Origin of the sequence: Maritimibacter sp. 55A14 (assembly GCF_003122205.1) — a bacterium.
Taxonomy (GTDB): Bacteria; Pseudomonadota; Alphaproteobacteria; order Rhodobacterales; family Rhodobacteraceae; genus QEYE01.
Genome location: NZ_QEYE01000010.1, coordinates 26157 through 44832 on the forward strand (window position 1 = coordinate 26157; position 18676 = coordinate 44832).

Sequence of the window (18676 nt, forward strand, 5' to 3'; positions counted from 1 at the left end):
TTTGTCATTCCATTTCATCCGCAAACCGCAACGCCGCCCAGTTGCGCCGCTCATGCACGATGCGCAGGATCACCACGACCGTTTTAACCTGCCGGTAGAACACCAGATGCCGCCCGACCGTCAGCGATCTTGCGCCCGGCACGAAGTGGGATCTGTCTTGGCCCGTGTTGGGGGCGACCACGGCGCGCGCGAAGCACGCGAATAAGTCCGCGGAATATGCGTCTGCCTGGCCCGGACCCCAGGCTGCGTTCGTATAGTCCCAGATGTCATCAAGGTCAGCGACGGCTTGCCTTGTCAGGCGGTAGCGCGTCACGCCGACGGTTTGCGCTTAGCGGCCAGGAAGTTTTCCAGATCAACGTCCAGCGTTTCTTCGGTCACCGCCTGCCGGTCGGCGTCTTGCAGGCTGACTTTCAGTCGGTTGAATTCAAGTTCCATTTCCTGCCGCTCCAACATCCGCAACCCCGCGCGCACCACGTCACTGGCTGAATTGTAACGTCCACTTTCAACAGCCTCGGTTATGAATTCATTAAAGTGATCGCTCAGCACGACAGAGGTGTTGCGGGGCATGGCATCTCTCCTTTGCGCTCAGTGTACCAATTCCTGGTACACTCATCAATGCTTGCAAGGTCGGGATTCAGACCACCTCTCACTCCTCCCCGTCAAGCTTCCCGCGCAGCGCCTTCACCTCTCCGCGCTTTTTCTTCGCCGCCACCCGCTTGCGTTTCTGGTTAGCCGAGACCCCAGTCTTGATCCGGCGTTTGGGTTCATCCGTGGCCTTCAGAACCAACTCCGTCAGCCGCTCGCGCGCGATCTCGCGGTTGCGGGCCTGGCTGCGGGTCTCCTCGACCTGGATCACCACCGCGCCGTCCTTTGTCCAGCGCCGTCCGGCCAGCCGCCTGAGCCGCCGTTTCACCGCGTCGGGCAGGTTGGGGGAGCGTTCGGCCTCGAACCGCAACTCGACCGCGGTGGAGACCTTGTTGACATTCTGCCCGCCGGGACCGGAGGCGCGGATGAAACTCTCCGTCACTTCCCAGTCTTCCAGCGCGATTGTGTCGGTGATGCGGATCATGGGCGCCAGCATAACCGCGGGCCCGGAGACGAGAAAGGGCCGCTCCGGCGGAGCAGCCCTTCCCGAGATCAAAGGAGATGGGCCAGATGGGCCGTGATCCCCGTCGATTGGCTTTCTACTGAAAGGATTGCCTCTAGGCGAAAACCCCCCGACGCTGCCCGACCTCGCTCTCCAATATCACTCTCGACACTGGACCACCTCCTTTCGTTTGTTGCTGTTACGTAGAAGGTTGCCACATATTTTGTGTTTGTCAAAACTTTTTACGCAACCAATTGCGAGGCGCCTGCGAAACCGGGGCCATCAGACCCCGGCCTTGACCATCGCCTCGGCCAGTTTCGGCACGGTGTTGCTGTTGAGTCCGGCGATGTTGATGCGCGAGTCTCCGACCATGTAGATGCCGCTGTCGGCGCGCATCTTTTCGACCTGTTCGGGCGTCGCGCCCAGCATCGAGAACATGCCGCGATGGTCGGCGATGAAGCCGAACCGGTCCGACCCGGTCATGTCACGCAGGGCTTCGGCCAGTTGCATGCGCAGTTCCAGCATGCCGCGGCGGACCTTCTCCAGTTCGTCCTTCCATTCCCGGCGCAGCGCTTCGTTGGTCAGGATCATCGTGACCAGCCGCGCGCCGTGATCGGGCGGGAACGAGAAGTTCTGCCGATTCAGATAAGCCAGGTTGCCCTGCGTGACGTCGCGGGTCTTGGCATCGGGCGCGATGGCCAGAACGATGCCGGTGCGTTCGCGATAGATGCCGAAATTCTTGGAACAGCTCGCCGCGATCAGCATTTCGGGCATCCGACTGGCCAGCAGGCGGACCCCGGCGGCGTCGTCGCGCAGCCCGTCGCCAAAGCCCTGATAGGCGATGTCCACGAAGGGGATCGCATCCTTTTCCAGCAGCAGGTCGGCGACCTGTTCCCATTCCGGGCCGCGCAGATTGGCGCCGGTGGGGTTGTGGCAGCAGCCATGCAGCAGCACCACGTCGCCGGGCTTGACCTTCTCCAGATCGGCCATCATGCCCTCGAAATCCACGGTGCAGCTGGTCTTGTCGAAATAGCGGTACTCCGCCATCGGCATCTTCAGGTACTTGAGGATCGACGGATGGTTGGGCCAGGTCGGCGCCGAGAGCCAGACCGTCGCCTTGGGCGCGGCCATGCGGATCAGTTCCAGCGACTGACGGATCGCGCCGGTCCCGCCCGGCGTGTGTGCGGCGGCCACGCGGTCGCGGTCCACCGTGTCGGCGATCACCAGATCGGCCATCGCTTGCTGATAGCCCGGATCCCCCACCAGCCCGGTATAGGCCTTGGTCGTCTCCAGCTCCCAGAGCTGCTTCTCGGCTTCCTTGACGGCGCGCATCACCGGGGTCACGCCCTCGGCATTGCGGTAGACACCCACGCCAAGGTCGATCTTGTCGCCGCGCGGGTCCTCGCGGAAGGCCTGCATCAGTTTCAGGATCTTGTCGGCGGGTTGCGGTTTGAGTGCGCCAAACATGTCGTTCGCCTTTCAGTCGGGAATACGCGCCAGATCCCTGTCGCGTTTCAGGATGCGGGTGCTCTCGGCCTGCCGAACCGGGACAAAGCCGTGTTTCTGATAATTGACCAGTGCCCGCGGATGATCCAGCGTGCAGGTGTTGACCGTCATCTTCGCGACCCCAGGCCGGTCCCAACCGGTATGGATCGCGGTTTGCAGCAGGTAGCGGCCCAGCCCGCGCCCCACCGCCTGCGGCACCAATCCGAAATAGGCCAGGTCGCAGATGCCCACCTTGCGCCAGTCCAGCAGGAAGAAGCCATGCGGCCAGCCATCCGAGAAGAGCGTCCAGAGCGCGACATCCGCGTCATGCAGGAGCGCGCGCAAATCGGCCTCCTCCATCTCGAACATATCGTCCCAGACATAGTCGCGCCCGACCGCGTCATAGAGCGACAGGAAATACCAGGCCGGCGGCGCGGTCGCGTGCAAAAGGGTCACCGGGCTTCCCACCGGCGTTGCAGGCCACGGAAAACCGGGGCGCTCGGTCATCTCCAGCCAGGTGGTGGTGTAGCTGACTTCGGTGCCTGCGGGGATCAGGGTCATCCCGTCTCCACCTTCAATTCGTCGAACTGGCCCCATTCGGACCAGGACCCGTCGTAAAGCGCGTGATCGCGCCGCCCCATGCGTTCCAGCGCCAGGTTGAGGATCGCGGCCGTTACGCCGGAGCCGCAGGAGGTGATGACCGGTTTCGCCGGATCGACGCCCGCGGCCTCGAAAAGCGCGCGCAGCGCCTCGGGGTCCTTCATGGTGCCGTCGGCGTTGAGCAGGCTGGCGTAATGCAGGTTCCGCGAGCCCGGAACATGCCCGGCCCGAAGACCCTCGCGCGGCTCGGGCTCGTCGCCGCGGAACCGCGCCGGGCTGCGCGCATCGACGATCTCGGCGTCACGCAGCTTGGACGCGGCGGCGACCTGCGTGACATCCTTGACCATATGCGCCTGGCGGCGGACGGTCATGTGGCGCTCGCGCAGCACCGGCGGCATGTCCTCCAGCGCGCGGCCCTCCGCCTGCCATTTCGGCAGGCCGCCATCCAGAACCGCCACGTCGGCGTGCCCCATCAGCCGGAAGAGCCACCAGACCCGCGCCGCCGAGAAGAGCCCGGCCGTGTCGTAAACGACGATCTGATGCCCGTCGCCCACGCCCATCGCGCGGCAGCGGCTCATGAATTTCTCCACCGGCGGGACCATGTGCGGCAGGGCCGAGCGGTTGTCGGAGATATCGTAGATATCGAAGAACCGCGCACCGGGGATGTGGCCGGCGTTATACTCGGCCCGCGCGTCGCGCCCGGCGGCGGGCATGTGCCACGAGCCGTCGAGGATGCGCAGGTCCGGGTCGGCCAGATGGTCGGCCAGCCAGGCGGTGGAGACGAGCGTGCGGGGGTCGCTATGAGGCATATCCGGGCATCCCTGAGATCGCGGAACCAGACTAATGCCTATCCAGCGCGGCAGGGTGTTTCAAGGGCCAAGCCCCGCTCGGGCGGCAGGTTCCCGCGCTCCGCTCAGCCGCCCTGGCGCAGCAGCCGTGCCTTCTGGCGCTGCCAGTCGCGCTTCTTCTCGGTTTCGCGCTTGTCCACAGTCTTCTTGCCCTTGGCGATGCCGATCTTGATCTTGGCTATGCCCCGGTGGTTGAAGTAGAGCACCAGCGGCACCAGCGTCATGCCCTTGCGCGCGCTCTCGTTCCAGAGCTTCGACAATTCCCGCTTGCCGACCAGCAGCTTGCGTTTGCGCCGTTCCTCATGCCCGAAGGTCTTGGCCTGCGCATAGGGCGCGATATAGGCGTTGATCAGCCAAAGTTCGCCATCCTCGACGCTGGCGTAGCTCTCGGCGATGTTGGCCTGGCCCAGACGCAGCGACTTGACCTCGGAACCTTCCAGCATGATGCCGCATTCGAGGTCTTCCTCGATCGCGTAGTCGTGCCGGGCGCGCCGGTTCTCGGCGATCACCTTGTAATTGGGGTTATCCTTGGGCTTGGCCATGCGCGCGGACATAGGTCAGATGGGGGTCCGAGTCCAGATGGTCCCGCGCCGATTGACCGCGGGCAGGGGCCGCGTAGTATCGCGGGCATGGCCGGGCACGGGGAGGACGGACATGACGGAGATGCCTGAGGAGTTTCGGGAGTTCCTGAAGGCGCATCCCGACACGCGCTATCTGGATGCGCTGATGTTCGATCTGGTCGGCAGCGCGGTGGGCAAACGCTACCCGCGTCGCGACTGGCCGAAGTTCTGCACAGGTGGCGCGGCCTTCTGTGCCGGGATCACCACGCTCGACGCCCTGGGGACAAGCTGGGACGTGGAGGGGATCGGCTTTTCCGACGGTGATCCGGACATGGTGGCGCGCCCGGTTCCCGGCACGCTGGTGCCGGTGCCCTGGCTCGATGGCGTCGCGCAATGCCTGATCCGGCCGGAATGCCCTGACGACCCCGATGGCTGGTGGTTCGACCCGCGCGCGATCCTGGCCCGCGTGCTGCGCCGGTTCGAGGGGCTGGGTCTGACCCCTGTGGTGGCCTGCGAGCTGGAATTCTATCTCCTGGATGCCGGGCGCGGCCCGGATGGCGCTGCGCTGCCCGCCAAGCCCACCCGCACCGGACGCGACAGCGCCGCGCCGCGCGTGCTGGCCTTCGACAAACTCGACGAATGGGGCGCGCTGATCGCCGATATCGACGCGGCCTGCGCCGCGCAGGGACTGCCCGCGGGCGCGGCGACGGCGGAATATGGCGGCAGTCAGTTCGAGATCAACCTTGGCCACCTGCCCGACCCGGTGCGCGCCGCCGATCACGCGCTCATGCTGCGCCGCGTGGTGCAGGGCGTGGCCGCGCGGCACGGGCAGGCGGCCACCTTCATGTCCAAGCCCTTCACCGGACAATCGGGCAGCGGACTGCACATCCACCTGAGCCTTCTCGACGGCGAGGGGCGCAACGTCTTCGACGAGACCGGCCCGAAAGGTGGGCGACTGTTGGGCCAAGCGGTCGCCGGGCTTCAGGCCACGGCCTGGGACGCACTGGCGATCTTCGCGCCCAATATCGGCGCCTATCGCCGTTTCGCCCCCGACGAGTTCGTGCCCGTCAACACGAGCTGGGGCAGCAACAACCGCTCGGTCGCCTTCCGCATTCCCTCCGGTCCACCTGCCGCCCGGCGTATCGAACACCGCATCGCCGGGGCCGAAGCCAACCCCTATCTGGTCATGGCCGCCGTGCTCGCCGGCGCGCATCACGGCATCGCTTGCAGGCTTGAGCCCACGGCGCAAGCCGAAGGCAACGCGGGCGCCGAGATCGACCCGGACATGCCGGTCAAGCTCTGGTCGGCGCTCGACCGGATCGAAGGCTCCAAGGTGATGGCCGACTATCTCGGCCCGCGCTACCCGCGCGCCTATGCCGATATCAAGCGTGCAGAGCTCGATGCCTTCCTGGCCGAGGTGCTGCCGCGCGAATACGACTGGTATCTCTAGAGCCGCGCCCACCTGGTCCGCAACAACTGACCTTGCACCGGCATCGGTCCGTTGCCCGCGCGCGGCTCGTCAGCGAATGCGCGAGCGCTTGCGAGGGCGGTATCACCGCTTTGGTTTCGGGTTTTCGGGGCTCAATGTCTTTTGCGCAAACACCCTGTGCGGCCTGAATCCCCGATCCTCGTGAAGCCCGCGATCAGATCCCGGCGGGCATGTCGATCCCCGGCCGCCAAGGCTTGATGTCCAGAAGCGGCGTGCCGTCGAACGCATCCACGGCGTCGATCTCCATCACGCCGGCGGCGGCGTCGAGCGCGGTGATCCGCACGCAGGCTAGCCCCAGCGGGTTGGGCCGCACCGGTGAGCGCAAGGCGAAGGTTCCGCGCGGCGCATCGTCCCCGTGCGGCTGCTGCGCGATCAGGTCGCGCCGGTCGCGGTCCAGCCAGTAGATCAGGATCACGTGCTGGCCCGGCTCCAGCCCTTCCAGCCCCGGCCCATAGCCCGGCCGCAATTCGACCCGCGCGCCCTTGCCCGTCTTGCGCGCCGCCGTCAGGTTGCGCGGGCAGTCGCCGGGCGACCAGGGAGAGCGGATATGCCCGATGAAGGCCAGGCCCGCGTCATGCGCGGCCCCCGGATCGAAACCCAGCACCCGGTCGCCGGGCTGTGCAGGTTTCTTTCTGGCGGCCATCGCGGCGGCTCAGTTGATCAGGCCGGCATGGCGCATCGCGCTCTTGATCAGGGCGCGCGTGTCGGGCGTGAGCGGGGTCAGCGGAAGCCGGATATCCTCCTCGCAGCGACCCAGCACCGAAAGCCCGTATTTCGCACCCGCCAGGCCTGGCTCCACGAAGATCGCGCGGTGCAGCGGCATCAGCCGGTCCTGCAGTTCCAGCGCGGTGCGGAAATCGCCCGAGAGCGTGGCCTCCTGCATCTGGGCGCAGAGTCGCGGCGCGACGTTCGCGGTGACCGAGATGCAGCCGACGCCGCCCTGGGCGTTGAAGCCATGCGCGGTTGCGTCCTCGCCGGAGATCTGGATGAAATCCGGGCCGCAGGTCAGGCGTTGGGCGCAGACCCGCGCCAGGTCGCCGGTCGCGTCCTTGACCCCGATGATGCGCGGCAGCTTGGCCAGTTCTCCCATCGTCTCGGGCAGCATGTCCACCGCCGAACGGCCCGGGATGTTGTAGATGATGATCGGCAGTTCGCAGCAATCGTGCAGTGCGGTGAAATGCGCGATCAGCCCCGCTTGCGTGGGCTTGTTGTAATAGGGCGTCACCACCAGCGCGGCATCGGCACCCACCGACTCGGCATGGCGCATGAAGCGCATCGCCTCCAGCGTGTTGTTGGAACCCGCACCGGCGACCACCGGGATACGGCCGGCGGCGGCTTTCACCACCTCTTCGACAACCATTTCATGCTCGACATGGCTCAGCGTCGGGCTCTCGCCCGTGGTGCCGACCGGGACGAGCCCGTGGCTGCCCTCGGCGATGTGCCATTCCACAAGTTTCTTGAGCGTGTCCACATCGACCTGGCCGTTCGCAAACGGCGTGACGAGTGCGGGCAGGGACCCTCTGAACATGACACGCTCCTTCATTTCGGTTCCGGGGAGGCGCCCCGGCTGAAAACCGCGCGGACAGTACCGGGCCGCGCCCCGGTTGCCAAGTTGGGCGTTGCAATAGACTGCCTGACCGCTACAGTCCATCCCGTGTGGCATGAAACAGGCATAGTTATGCTCGCTCGACCCTTGGCCCTGCTGCGCATGATGGCTGCCGTCTTCCTGCTGTGCGGACCGGCGGCTGCCCTGCCGGACGAGGCTGACGGCGCCGCCCTGGCCGAGGCACTTGCTGCGGCCCGCTCGGGCGACTGGGCGCGGGCCGAAGCCGCGCTTTCCCCCATCGATACACCCGCCGCGCTGTCGCTTCTCGAATGGATCAAACTGCACAACGGCGCGGGGTTCTGGGAAGACTACGACGCCTTCCTGAATGCGCATCCCGACTGGCCGGGGCTCGACCGGCTGCGGAGTTTGGGCGAACGCGAGATCGGATCGGGCGCCGAGCCAAAGGCGGTGATCGCCTATTTCGACGGCGCCCCCCCGCAGACCGGCGCGGGCGTCGTGCGGCTGGTGGAGGCGTTCGCGGCGCTGGGCCGGGCCGGGGATGCGGGCGCCGAGGTCGTGCGCGCCTGGCGCTCCATGGTGATGAGCGCCGAGGACGAGGCCTATCTGCTCAAGCGGTTCCCGGACCTGCTGGCCCCGCATCACGAGGCCCGGCTCGACATGCTGTTGTGGCGCGGGAGCGCGGGGGTGGCGCGACGGATGTACCCGCTCGTCTCCGATGGCTGGCGGGCGCTGGCGGAGGCCCGCATCGCGCTGCGCTCCAACGCCTCGGGGGTGGATACGCGCATCGACGCCGTTCCCGAGGACCTGGCGGATGATCCGGGGCTGGCCCATGAACGTTTCGCCTGGCGCGCCGCCCGCGGCCGGACGGATGATGCGATCGAGCTTCTGCGCGCGCGCTCGGTGTCGCAGGCGGCGCTGGGCGTGCCTGACGCGTGGTCCAGCCGGCGCCGCGCCCTCGCCCGCGAGAAGATGCGCGAGGGCGACGTGGCGCTGGCCTACGAGATCGCCTCGCGCCATTTCCTCGTCGACGGATCGGATTTTGCCGATCTGGAATGGCTGTCGGGCTATATCGCTCTGACGCAGCTCGGCCATCCGGGGCTGGCGGTCGATCACTTCACGCGGTTCCGCAACTATGTTGAGACGCCGATCAGCCGCGGCCGCGCCGGCTACTGGCTGGGGCGCGCGTACGAGGCGCTGGGCGAGGCGGAAAACGCGAAGGCGGCCTATGCGTTCGGCGCCCGCTACCAGACCAGCTTCTACGGCCAGCTCGCGGCGGAACGCGGTGGCATCGCGCCGGATGCGGATCTGTCCGGGGCCGAGGATGTGGCGCCCTGGCGTCAGGCCGCCTTCGCCGAGACGCCCGTCCTTCAGGCGGCGGTCCTGCTGCACCGCGCCGGTCAGACGGCCTGGGCCAGGCAATTCTTCACCCATATGGCCGGGACGCTCGAACGCCGGGAGCTTGCGCAGCTTACCGATCTGGTGCTGGAACTGGGCGAGCCGCATATCGCCCTGATGCTGTCGAAACGCGCCGCCCGCCGCGGCATCGAGGTGCCCAAGGGCTATTACCCGCTGACCGCGCTCACTCGCCAGCCGGTGCCGGTGCCGATGGAGCTTGCGCTGGCCATTGCCCGGCGCGAGAGCGAGTTCGATCCGCTCGTGGTCAGCCCGGCGGGCGCGCGCGGGCTGATGCAGCTCATGCCCGGCACCGCGAAGGCGATGGCCGCGAAGACGGGACAGCAGTATTCCGCCGCGCGCCTGACCGACGACTGGACCTACAACGTTGCGCTGGGCACCGCCTATCTGGCGGAACTGATGGATGTCTTCGACGGCTCGATCGTACTCGTCGCCGCGGCCTACAATGCCGGCCCGAGCCGCGCGAGCGCGTGGATCGAGGCGTTCGGCGACCCGCGAGCCGATGGCGTCGACGTGGTGGACTGGATCGAGCATATCCCCTTCCGCGAAACCCGGAACTACGTGATGCGGGTGATGGAATCGCTCCATGTCTACCGCGCCCGGCTGGGCGGCCGCGCCGCCCCGCTGCGCCTGACGATGGATCTGAAGGAAGGCTAGGGCTGCGCGCCGTCCGGCCCGGCGCGCCCGGTCTCGTCCGGAGGACCGCCTCCGGCGGGAGTATTTCCGGAAAGATGAAGATGCGCACGCGCCCTGCCTTCATCTTTCGTCAAATACTCCGGGGGTGAGGCCGCAGGCCGAGGGGGCAGCGCCCCCTTGCCCTGCGCTACCGTGCCACCCGTTCGCGCCAGAGTGTGAAGAGCCCCGCCCCCACCACGACCGATGCGCCAATCACCACGTTGCTGCGCAGCGCCTCGCCGAAGACCATGAGCCCGATGGCCGAGGCGAAGACCAGTTGCAGGTAGGCGAAGGGCTGGACCGCGCTGGCCTCGGCCACCTCATAGGTGCGGATCAGCAGCCAGTGCCCGCTGGCCCCGGTCACGCAGAGCACCCCCATCCAGAGCCAGTCTGTCGCGATCATCGGCTCCCAGAACCACACCCCCACGCAGGTCATCGCGGCCGATCCGGTCACGCCGGTCCAGAAGAAGCTGGTCGCCGTCGTGTCGCGCCTTGCGGCGTAGCGGGTGAGCAGCCCGTAGAGCGCGAACATCAGCGCCGCGGTCAGCGGGATGAGCGCGGCGGGCGAGAAGACGCGGAAGCCCGGCTGCAGGATGATCAGCACGCCGATGAAGCCCACGCCGATCGCCGCCCAGCGCCGCCAGCCCACGCGCTCGCCCAGGATCGGGCCGGAGAGCGCCGCGATCAGAAGCGGATAGGAGGTGAATATCGCGTGGCTCTCCACCAGACCCAGCGCCACGAAGGCCGCGATCATCACGCAGATCTCGGCGGCCAGCAACAGGCCGCGGAATACCTGCAGGCCCGGCTGTGTCGTCGCCGCGGCGGCACGCAGCCCGCCGGCCTTGCGCGCGGCGACCGAGATCACGAAGGCGGCGAAGAACCAGTAGCGGATCATCACCACCATGAAGACGTTGTATTCGCCCGCCAGGTGGCGGGAAATGCCGTCCTGCACGGCGAAGACGAAGGTCGTGGCGATCATCAGCAGGATGCCGAGGCGGGCGTTCGACTGACTCATGGGTGCCGCTCCAGCCGGCCGGCGGTCATGTGGCGCTTGGTGCCGTATCCCGGTAGGCGCGTCACCGCGAAACCGGCCTGCGCCAGCGCGCGGCGGATATGGCCTGCAGCCGTGTAGGTGGCGAAGCTGCCGCCCGGCGCGGTGTGGCGCGCGACCTCGCGCAGCAGCGCCGCATCCCAGAGTTCCGGGTTGCGCGCCGGGGCAAAGCCGTCGAGGAACCAGGCGTCTGCACGCCCGGTCCATTCCGGCAGCCGCGCGCGCGCATCGCCCAGGATCACTTGCGCCTCCAGCGATTCCGTCACCAGCCGTGTTTCGCCGCGCGACCATGCCTCCAGCAGCGGGGCGGTGAGCGGGGCAAGCGCGGGAAAGGCGCCGAGCGCGCGCGCCATGTCCGCGGCCCGCATCGGATAGGCTTCGAAACTGGTGAATCGCAGGCGTCCGGGCAGACCGGTCTCCAGCCAGCACTGCCAGGCCGCCAGCAGGTTGAGCCCGGTGCCGAAACCCAGTTCCGCGATGTGGAACCCCGCGTGCATCCGTTCCGGCAGGCCGTTGCCCGCCAGAAAGACATGCCGCGTCTCCGCCAGCCCGTCCTGGAGCGAGAAATACGGGTCGTCGAATCGCGCCGAGACGGGCCCGCCGCCTTCGCGCCAGACGATCTCTGCTGTCTCTGCGACTTGCCGCGTGCGGGTGGCCATGCGATGTCCCGGAATGCCGTGATCGGTGCGGAGCATGGTGGGAGGCAGAGCGAATGGCAAGGACCGAGGTGACGGTTTTCGGCGCGGGGGTGTTCGGCCTGTCGGTGGCCTTCGCCTGCCTGCGCCGCGGCGCCCGCGTCGTGGTGGTGGAGCCGCACGCGCCCGGCGCCGGGGCCTCGGGCGGGCTGCTCGGTGCGCTGGCGCCCCACACGCCTGACGGCTGGAACGCCAAGAAGCAGTTCCAGTTCGAAAGCCTGATTGCGGCCGGGGCCTTCTGGCGGGCGGTGGAAGAGGCGGGCGGACGGCGCACCGGCTATGCGCGGGTCGGGCGGTTGCAGCCGGTCGCGGATGAGCGCGGTCTGGCGCTGGCCCACGCGCGCGCCGAGGCGGCGGCGCAAAGCTGGGCGGGAAAGGCCGAATGGCGCGTTGTGCCGGCTGCGGGCCGCGACTGGGCTCCGGTCAGCCCCACCGGCTGGCTGATCGAGGACACGCTCAGCGCCCGGATCGACCCGGCGGCGGCCTGCGCCACGCTCGCCGCCGCCGTCGCAGCGCTGGGCGGGCGGATCGGGCCGGACGCGCCGCAGGCCGGTGGCGCGCAGGTCTGGGCCACGGGGCATGAAGGGCTGGCGGCGCTGTCGGCGGAACTGGGCCGGCCGGTCGGCAGCGGCGTCAAGGGTCAGGCGCTGGCGCTGGCGCTCGACATGCCAGATGCGCCGCAGCTCTTTGCGGACGGGTTGCATATCGTGCCCCATGCCAACGGAACGGTGGCGGTGGGCTCCACCTCGGAGCGGGATTGGCAGGACGCCGACACCACCGATGCCGCGCTCGACGGGATCCACGCGCGCGCCTGTGCCGCCTGTCCGGCGCTCGCAGATGCGCCGGTGGTCGCGCGCTGGGCGGGGGTGCGCCCGCGCGCCCGGTCGCGCGCGCCGATGCTGGGGCGGCACCCGGCGCGCGACGACGTCTTCATCGCGAATGGCGGGTTCAAGATCGGCGTCGGACTGGCCCCGAAAGTGGCCGAGGTCATGGCCGACCTGGTGCTGGAGGGCCACGACGCCATCCCGCCCGAGTTCGCGGTCGCGGCCAGCCTGCGCTGAGGGCGCCGGAATTGCCATCATGCGGCCCGTTCGGGCAAGCTGCGCGCAGGTGGCTTAACCCGGAAGACGGAGACCGAGGATCATGGAACCTGCGCTGCGCTCGCTCGATCACCTGGTGCTGACGGTGGCGGACATTCCGCGCAGCGTGGCCTTCTACACGAGCGTTCTGGGAATGGAGGCCGAAAGTTTCCGCCCATCCGATGGCAGCACGCGGACCGCGCTCACCTTCGGCAGTCAGAAGATCAATCTGCACGAGGCCGGGCGGGAGTTCGAACCCAAGGCCGCCGCCCCGGCGCCGGGCAGTGCCGATTTGTGTTTCCTGAGCGGTGTGCCGCTTTCGCGCTGGCTAGAGCATCTGGAGCGCCACTGCATCGCGATAGAGGAAGGCCCGGTCGCGCGCAGCGGCGCAACCGGGCCCATCACATCAATCTATATCCGCGATCCGGACGGTAACCTGATCGAGATCTCCGAGCCCGCCTGAACCTTCGGTCAGTCCTCCGACAGGCCGGCCTCGGCGCGCAGGGCCTTCATAAGGCCGTCGAGCGCCTTGGCGTTGATCTCGTTGACGAGCCGATCCTTGTCGTCGAACTGGTCGGTATTCTGGCCGACCAGCACCTCCGGCCCCTGCAGAAGCCGCGGCTGGAAGGCCACCAGCATCAGCCGCAGCGCGAATTGCGTGCGCTCGCCGCCCGCGCGGCCGGCGGTGGCCGACATGATCGCCACCGGTTTGCGGATCAGCGGAAACGGCCTGGTGCGGCTCGTCCAGTCCAGCGCGTTCTTGAGCACGCCGGACGGTGCCTTGTTGTATTCCGGCGTCGAGATCACTATCGCGTCGGCATCCTTGATCTGGTCGATGAGCGTCTGGACCGGTTCAGGGATGCCCTTCTCGGATTCCAGATCGCCGTCATAGAGCGGCAGGTTGAGATCAGCCTCGGTGAACTCGGCGGGCTCGAAAAGGCGCGCCGCCTCGCGCATCAGCTTGGTGTTGTAGCTGTCGCGGCGCAGCGAACCGGAAATGCCGAGAAGCCTTCCTGTGGCCATGACTGTCTCTCCTTCATGTAATGCGATGTTGGTGGCAAGGTATGTCCCGCGTCCGGGGATGCAACCTTGACGGCGCCTGGCGCGGCGCGCATGCCTTGTGCGCAGGCGCACAGCGACTGAAGAGTTGCGAAGAAGCACAGCAACTGAAGGAGGGAAAGGCGGCCGATGCGGCATGGCGGGCAGATACTTGCGGACCAGTTGCGCCTTCAGGGCGTGCGGCGCGTCTTTTCGGTGCCCGGCGAGAGCTTCCTTGCCGCGCTGGACGGGCTGCATGAGAGCGGCATCCAGAATGTCGTCTGCCGCCAGGAAGGTGGTGCGGCCATGATGGCCGAGGCGCATGGCAAGCTGACCGGCGCGCCCGGCGTGCTCTTCGTGACGCGCGGGCCGGGGGCGACGAACGCCTCTTCCGGCATCCATGTGGCAATGCAGGACTCGACGCCGATGGTCGTCTTCGTGGGCCAGATCACGCGCGGCCACCGCGACCGCGAGGCGTTCCAGGAAGTGGATTACCGGCGCTACTTCGGACCGCTGGCGAAATGGACCGGCGAGATCGACGAGACGGCCCGGCTGCCCGAATATATCAGCCGCGCCTTCCATGTGGCGCGCTCCGGCCGCCCCGGCCCGGTGGTGCTGGCGTTGCCCGAGGACATGCTGAGTGCGCACGCCGACGTGCCCGACATCCCCGCCGCGACGCACGCCGCGCAGCCCGTGCCGCAGGATGCGGCCGCGGCGATCGTCGATCATCTGGCCGCCGCCGAGCGCCCGCTGGTGATCGCGGGCGGGCCGGGCTGGGACAGCACCGCCGCCGCCGATCTGGGCCGCTTCGCCGAGGCGTTCGACCTGCCGGTTGCCGTGACCTTCCGGCGGCAGGATTACATGGACAATTCCCATCCCTGCTATGCCGGCGATCTGGGCGTGGGGATGAATCCACGGCTCGCCGCGCGTCTGCGCGAGGCCGACTGTCTGCTGGTTCTGGGCTCGCGTCTGGGTGACGTGCCCACCGGGGGCTATGAACATCTGGAGGTGGGCGCGCCGGGCAAGACCATGCTGCATGTCCACCCCGACCCCGACGAACTTGGCCGTGTCTGGCGCCCCGACCTGGCCGTCGCCTGCCCCGCGCCCGCGATGCTCGCCACGCTGGCGGGGAGCCAGGGCGCACCCGCCGATGCCGCCTGGCGCGCGGCGGCACGTGCCGATTACGAGGCCTGGCAGCAGCCCGTCGATCTGCCCGGCGCGGTGAAGATGGCCAATGTCGTGGGCTGGCTGCGTGACAACCTGTCCGAGGATGCGATCCTGACCAATGGCGCGGGTAATTACGCGGCCTTCCTGCATCGTTACTTCCGCTTCCGCCGCTTCGGCACGCAGCTTGCCCCGACCTCGGGCTCGATGGGCTACGGCCTGCCCGCGGCCATCGCCGCCAAGCTGGAGCATCCCGGCCGCAGCGTGGTCTGCCTGGCCGGCGACGGCTGTTTCCAGATGACCGGCAACGAGTTCTCCACCGCCATGCAGCACGGTGCGGCGGTCATCGTGATCGTGGCCAATAACGGGCTCTACGGCACGATCCGCATGCATCAGGAGCGCGCCTATCCCGGCCGCGTCAGCGGCACGGCGCTGGCCAATCCCGATTTCGCGGCACTGGCGCGGGCCTATGGCGGTCATGGTGAGGTGGTGGAGCGGGATGCCGATTTCGGACCGGCCTTCGCGCGTGCCGAGGCTTCCGGCAAGCCCGCGATCATCGAGTTGCGCCTCGACCCGGAGGCGCTGGCCACCGGCCAGACGCTCTCGCAGATCCGCGCGGCGGGGCGCGGCGCGGGCTGACCGCTCAGCCGCGGCGGCGCGCGAAGCCCGTCAAACCCGCCCCGGCGATCGCGGCGAAGCCCAGCAGTTCCAGCAGTTCCTCCCACAGAAGGTTGCTGTCCAGCGCGAAGAGGCGTTTCTCGAAGATGTCGCCCGCGAGCACCAGCAGGAAGGACAGGATCGCCCAGCCGAAAGAAGGGTGAGCCATGAAGCGCCGGAAAATTCGGGCGGCGCGCGCCCGGCGCGTCAGCCAGAAGGCCGCGAGGCCCAGGGCGCCAAGCGCGATGGCCCCGCCGATGACGGCCTCCAGAAGCTTGCTCGTGGCTTCGGAACTGCCGTATTCCTCCATCCAGGAGGCTTCGCGCCCGGCCACGGCCACGCAGAGCAGGCTGAAGAATATGGCGATGCTGGCATGGAAAGGTGCGGCAGGCGCGGCGGCGCGCAGATGCAGCGCGAGCGCCCCCCAGACCACCGCGCCGACAAGGGCGACGAGCGCCTGGCCGATCTCCACTGGGCCGGACTCAGTCAGATCGAGCGGCAGACCCAGCGTATGAACGGCCAGCCCGGCGGCGGCGATCAGGACCAGAAGAGCGGCGAGAGCGGCATGAAGCATGGCGGTTCCGTGTTGAGTGGGCAGGTTGGCCACATTATCTGCCGGTCAGGGCGACGGCAAGCGGGGCCGCGCCCCCCGCGACGAAGGGAGACGGAGAGATGCAGAAGCTGCTGATCGTGCTGGGGATCGCGCTGATCGCGGCGGGTCTGTTCTGGCCCTGGCTTCGGCAGGTGCCGCTGGGCCGGCTGCCCGGCGACATCACGATCCCGCTGGGCGCGAATGGCAGGCTCTACCTGCCGCTCGGCTCCTGCCTGCTGATCAGTGTCGTGCTGACCGTGCTCTACCGGCTCTTCCGGTGAAGGGTGGCGGGGGCGGCGGCCCGATACGGCCGCCGCCCGGCACGTCCTCAGAGCCGCTCGATGGCCAGCGCGATGCCCTGGCCGCCGCCGATGCACATGGTGATGAGCGCTTTCGAGCCACCGGTCCGCTCCAGCTCATAGAGCGCCTTGACGGTCAGGATCGCCCCAGTCGCGCCGACCGGGTGGCCCAGCGCGATGGCGCCGCCGTTGGGGTTGACCCTGGCGGGGTCGAGGCCCAGGCCCTTGTTGACCGCAAGCGCCTGCGCCGCAAAGGCCTCGTTCGATTCGATCACGTCGAAATCCGACGCCGCCAGACCGGTGCGCGCCAGCAGGTTCTCCACCGCCGGGACCGGGCCGATGCCCATCACCTCCGGCCGGACGCCGGCATGGGCATAGCCCAGCACCCGCGCGCGCGGCTTCAGCCCGGCTTTCCCGGCGGCCTCGGCGCTTGCCAGAACCAGTGCCGCGGCGCCGTCATTGATACCGCTGGCATTGCCGGCCGTCACCGTGCCGTCCTTCTGGAAGACCGTGCGCAGCCCGGCCAGCGCCTCGGCCGTCGTGGCCTTGGGATGTTCGTCGGTGTCGAACGCCACCATGTCGCGCTTCACGCGCACCTCGATGGGCACGATCTGGTCCTTGAACCGGCCCTCCTCGATGGCGCGCGCCGCGCGGGTCTGGCTTTCCAGCGCGAAGGCGTCCTGGTCGGCGCGGCTGATGCCGTGCTCGGCGGCCACGTTTTCGGCCGTTACGCCCATATGGCCCGTGCCGAAGGGGCAGTTGAGCGCGCCCAGCATCATGTCGCTGGTCGAGACGTCGCCCATCTTCTGGCCCCAGCGCGCCGCGGGCAGGATATAGGGCGAGCGGCTCATGTTCTCGGCGCCACCGGCAAGGCCGAAATCCGCATCGCCCAGCATCAGCGACTGGATCACCGAGACGAGCGCCTGCGCCCCCGACCCGCAGAGCCGGTTCACGTTCATCGCCGGGGTGGTCTCGGGCACGCCCGCCTGCATCGCCGCCACCCGCGAGAGATACATGTCGCGCGGTTCGGTGTTGATGACATGGCCGAAGGCGACATGGCCGATCTGCGCGCCCTCGACGCCGGCGCGCTCCAGCGCCGCTTTGGCGACATGGGCGCCAAGTTCGATGGGCGGTGTGCCCGCGAGGCTGCCGCCGAAAGTGCCGATGGCCGTCCTGGCCCCGTCAAGAAGTACGATCTCCGTCATCTGTCCTGTCTTTCATGCTGTGTGCGCGGTTTGAATGAATCGGTTCGGGCGGTTCGCACCGCCGCGTCTCGGGCACCCTGCCACGATCGGCGCGGGATGTGGAGGGGACGTAACGTCCCCCGGTCGGGCGGCCCGGTCAATTTTCCGCGCCGTCCCGGTCCAGAAGCCGCTGGATCGCCGCCTGGAAGGCCGGCTTCTCGCCGTCGAGCCGCGCCGCGAGGTCAGTCTGGTACGCCTTTGCGATCTCTGTCAGCTCGGCCATCATCGCCTGGCCCTTCGGGGTCAGCGACAGTTCCACCAGCCGCCGGTCGCCGGGATGCGGGCGCTTGCGCAGATAGCCCGCGGCCTCCAGCCGCTGCGCAGCGCGGCTGACCTTGGACTTGTCCATGTCAACGCGGGCATGGATCTCGCGCACGCTGACCGGCCCGGTTTGGCTGAGATGCGCCACGACGCGCCATTCCGCGACCGAGATGCCGAAGCGCGCCCGGTAGCGCTCGGCGAATTCGCGGCTCATGCGGGCGGCCAGCACGTTGACCTGATAGGGCAGGAAGGCGTCGAGATCGAAATCGCTCATGGCCGGGATCATTGCATTTGCACCGATCCCGTCAAGGGGGCCTGTGTCCGTCCCGCCGGGACTATGCCGAACTGTCCGCCATGCGCCTATTCCGACGGCGTTTCGTTCCAGATATCCCGGTCCAGGTGCCACACATCGTCAAGGCGTTTCCAGATGACGATGTACTTGCCGTTGAAGGTGGCCCGTCCCCCATTCCCATCCGGCACCGTCAGCGAGAGGGTACCGGCCTCGTTCGCGGTGTCTCCCAGAACCTCCAGGTCGGACCTGACCAAATGGAGATCCGCGGCGCCAGCATCAATAAAGGATTGCCACAGCGCCGAGATGCCTTCGCGCCCCTCGATCGGGGCAGCGCTGGGGGGCATGACGACGGCATCCGGGGTATAGAGGGCCGCGACCCCTGATGCGTTGCCGGAATTGAACGCGGTCTCGAACTGGCTGTTTCGCGCCGCGATATCGTCAGGGGCGCCCGCTTGGGCGAACGTGGCGATGGCCGAGAAGGCGACGACAGCGCAAGACCTGAGTGGGAAAATCATTGAAGTCTCCATGCAAGAAGGATGCCTGACCGCCCTTCCATTCACTGCGGCCCATTCACTGCGGC

22 protein-coding genes are annotated in these 18676 nt (G+C 68.1%); 6 read left to right on the forward strand and 16 right to left on the reverse strand.

Translation table 11 applies throughout. From position 1 onward, the window contains the following. Positions 1–4: 4 nt before the first annotated feature. The 7 genes from DDZ14_RS09980 to smpB form a co-directional block, all read right to left on the reverse strand. Positions 5–313, reverse strand: coding sequence for a type II toxin-antitoxin system RelE/ParE family toxin (locus DDZ14_RS09980; RefSeq protein ID WP_109424828.1), 309 nt, complete (start codon positions 311–313; stop codon positions 5–7). Then, a complete protein-coding gene (locus tag DDZ14_RS09985) occupies positions 310–567 on the reverse strand; it encodes a type II toxin-antitoxin system ParD family antitoxin (RefSeq protein ID WP_109424829.1) in 258 nt (85 codons plus the stop codon). The genes DDZ14_RS09980 and DDZ14_RS09985 overlap by 4 nt, the downstream gene beginning before the upstream one ends. A gap of 79 nt (positions 568–646) precedes the next feature. Continuing rightward, positions 647–1069 carry an alternative ribosome rescue aminoacyl-tRNA hydrolase ArfB gene (gene arfB, locus DDZ14_RS09990; protein ID WP_109424954.1) on the reverse strand — a complete coding sequence of 141 codons (423 nt, stop codon included), beginning with the start codon at positions 1067–1069 and terminating at the stop codon, positions 647–649. Between the two features lie 300 nt (positions 1070–1369). Beyond that, positions 1370–2554: an amino acid aminotransferase gene (locus tag DDZ14_RS09995; protein WP_109424830.1), complete on the reverse strand. Its 1185-nt coding sequence runs from the start codon at positions 2552–2554 to the stop codon at positions 1370–1372. A 12-nt stretch (positions 2555–2566) separates the two neighbouring features. After that, positions 2567–3133, reverse strand: a complete 567-nt coding sequence (locus tag DDZ14_RS10000) for a GNAT family N-acetyltransferase (RefSeq protein ID WP_158275498.1) — start codon at positions 3131–3133, stop codon at positions 2567–2569. Then, a complete protein-coding gene (sseA, locus tag DDZ14_RS10005) occupies positions 3130–3981 on the reverse strand; it encodes a 3-mercaptopyruvate sulfurtransferase (RefSeq protein WP_109424832.1) in 852 nt (283 codons plus the stop codon). The genes DDZ14_RS10000 and sseA overlap by 4 nt, the downstream gene beginning before the upstream one ends. Before the next feature lie 104 nt (positions 3982–4085). Next, on the reverse strand, positions 4086–4562 hold the full coding sequence (smpB, locus tag DDZ14_RS10010) for an SsrA-binding protein SmpB (protein ID WP_109424833.1): 477 nt from the start codon (positions 4560–4562) through the stop codon (positions 4086–4088). A 112-nt stretch (positions 4563–4674) separates the two neighbouring features. Between smpB and DDZ14_RS10015 the strand changes: the two genes are divergently transcribed. Next, positions 4675–6030: a glutamine synthetase family protein gene (locus DDZ14_RS10015; RefSeq protein WP_158275499.1), complete on the forward strand. Its 1356-nt coding sequence runs from the start codon at positions 4675–4677 to the stop codon at positions 6028–6030. Positions 6031–6223: 193 nt separating this feature from the next. Here the strand turns inward: DDZ14_RS10015 and DDZ14_RS10020 are convergent, their stop codons facing one another. Further along, a complete protein-coding gene (locus DDZ14_RS10020; protein ID WP_109424835.1) occupies positions 6224–6712 on the reverse strand; it encodes an SAM-dependent methyltransferase in 489 nt (162 codons plus the stop codon). A gap of 9 nt (positions 6713–6721) precedes the next feature. After that, the gene (gene dapA / locus DDZ14_RS10025) at positions 6722–7597 is read right to left on the reverse strand and encodes a 4-hydroxy-tetrahydrodipicolinate synthase (protein ID WP_109424955.1); all 876 of its coding nucleotides are present in this window, start codon (positions 7595–7597) and stop codon (positions 6722–6724) included. Positions 7598–7747: 150 nt separating this feature from the next. Between dapA and DDZ14_RS10030 the strand changes: the two genes are divergently transcribed. Next, positions 7748–9706: a lytic transglycosylase domain-containing protein gene (locus DDZ14_RS10030; protein ID WP_109424836.1), complete on the forward strand. Its 1959-nt coding sequence runs from the start codon at positions 7748–7750 to the stop codon at positions 9704–9706. Positions 9707–9872: 166 nt separating this feature from the next. Here DDZ14_RS10030 and DDZ14_RS10035 read toward each other — a convergent pair whose 3' ends face one another. Together DDZ14_RS10035 and mnmD are read right to left on the reverse strand one after the other, a co-directional pair. Continuing rightward, on the reverse strand, positions 9873–10739 hold the full coding sequence (locus DDZ14_RS10035; protein WP_109424837.1) for a DMT family transporter: 867 nt from the start codon (positions 10737–10739) through the stop codon (positions 9873–9875). Next, complete coding sequence (mnmD, locus tag DDZ14_RS10040; protein ID WP_109424956.1) at positions 10736–11434, reverse strand: tRNA (5-methylaminomethyl-2-thiouridine)(34)-methyltransferase MnmD; 699 nt, start codon at positions 11432–11434, stop codon at positions 10736–10738. The genes DDZ14_RS10035 and mnmD overlap by 4 nt, the downstream gene beginning before the upstream one ends. Positions 11435–11487: 53 nt before the next feature. On the opposite strand from mnmD, the gene DDZ14_RS10045 reads away from it, so the two are divergent. Beyond that, the gene (locus tag DDZ14_RS10045; RefSeq protein ID WP_109424838.1) at positions 11488–12531 is read left to right on the forward strand and encodes an FAD-binding oxidoreductase; all 1044 of its coding nucleotides are present in this window, start codon (positions 11488–11490) and stop codon (positions 12529–12531) included. A gap of 82 nt (positions 12532–12613) precedes the next feature. After that, positions 12614–13012: a VOC family protein gene (locus DDZ14_RS10050; RefSeq protein ID WP_109424839.1), complete on the forward strand. Its 399-nt coding sequence runs from the start codon at positions 12614–12616 to the stop codon at positions 13010–13012. An 8-nt stretch (positions 13013–13020) separates the two neighbouring features. On the opposite strand, the gene DDZ14_RS10055 is transcribed toward DDZ14_RS10050, so the two are convergent. Beyond that, positions 13021–13572, reverse strand: coding sequence for an NADPH-dependent FMN reductase (locus DDZ14_RS10055; RefSeq protein ID WP_109424840.1), 552 nt, complete (start codon positions 13570–13572; stop codon positions 13021–13023). Between the two features lie 165 nt (positions 13573–13737). On the opposite strand from DDZ14_RS10055, the gene DDZ14_RS10060 reads away from it, so the two are divergent. Continuing rightward, on the forward strand, positions 13738–15390 hold the full coding sequence (locus DDZ14_RS10060; RefSeq protein ID WP_109424841.1) for a thiamine pyrophosphate-binding protein: 1653 nt from the start codon (positions 13738–13740) through the stop codon (positions 15388–15390). A 4-nt stretch (positions 15391–15394) separates the two neighbouring features. Here DDZ14_RS10060 and DDZ14_RS10065 read toward each other — a convergent pair whose 3' ends face one another. Further along, a complete protein-coding gene (locus DDZ14_RS10065) occupies positions 15395–15982 on the reverse strand; it encodes a hypothetical protein (RefSeq protein WP_109424842.1) in 588 nt (195 codons plus the stop codon). A gap of 98 nt (positions 15983–16080) precedes the next feature. Between DDZ14_RS10065 and DDZ14_RS10070 the strand changes: the two genes are divergently transcribed. Further along, positions 16081–16281: a DUF2905 domain-containing protein gene (locus DDZ14_RS10070; protein WP_109424843.1), complete on the forward strand. Its 201-nt coding sequence runs from the start codon at positions 16081–16083 to the stop codon at positions 16279–16281. A 47-nt stretch (positions 16282–16328) separates the two neighbouring features. Here the strand turns inward: DDZ14_RS10070 and DDZ14_RS10075 are convergent, their stop codons facing one another. The 3 genes from DDZ14_RS10075 to DDZ14_RS10085 all read right to left on the reverse strand — a co-directional run bounded on the left by DDZ14_RS10075 (position 16329) and on the right by DDZ14_RS10085 (position 18611). After that, positions 16329–17504, reverse strand: coding sequence for an acetyl-CoA C-acyltransferase family protein (locus DDZ14_RS10075; protein ID WP_109424844.1), 1176 nt, complete (start codon positions 17502–17504; stop codon positions 16329–16331). A gap of 136 nt (positions 17505–17640) precedes the next feature. Beyond that, positions 17641–18078, reverse strand: a complete 438-nt coding sequence (locus DDZ14_RS10080) for a MarR family winged helix-turn-helix transcriptional regulator (RefSeq protein WP_109424957.1) — start codon at positions 18076–18078, stop codon at positions 17641–17643. 86 nt (positions 18079–18164) lie between these two features. Next, complete coding sequence (locus DDZ14_RS10085; RefSeq protein WP_158275500.1) at positions 18165–18611, reverse strand: DUF4440 domain-containing protein; 447 nt, start codon at positions 18609–18611, stop codon at positions 18165–18167. Positions 18612–18676 lie beyond the last annotated feature (65 nt).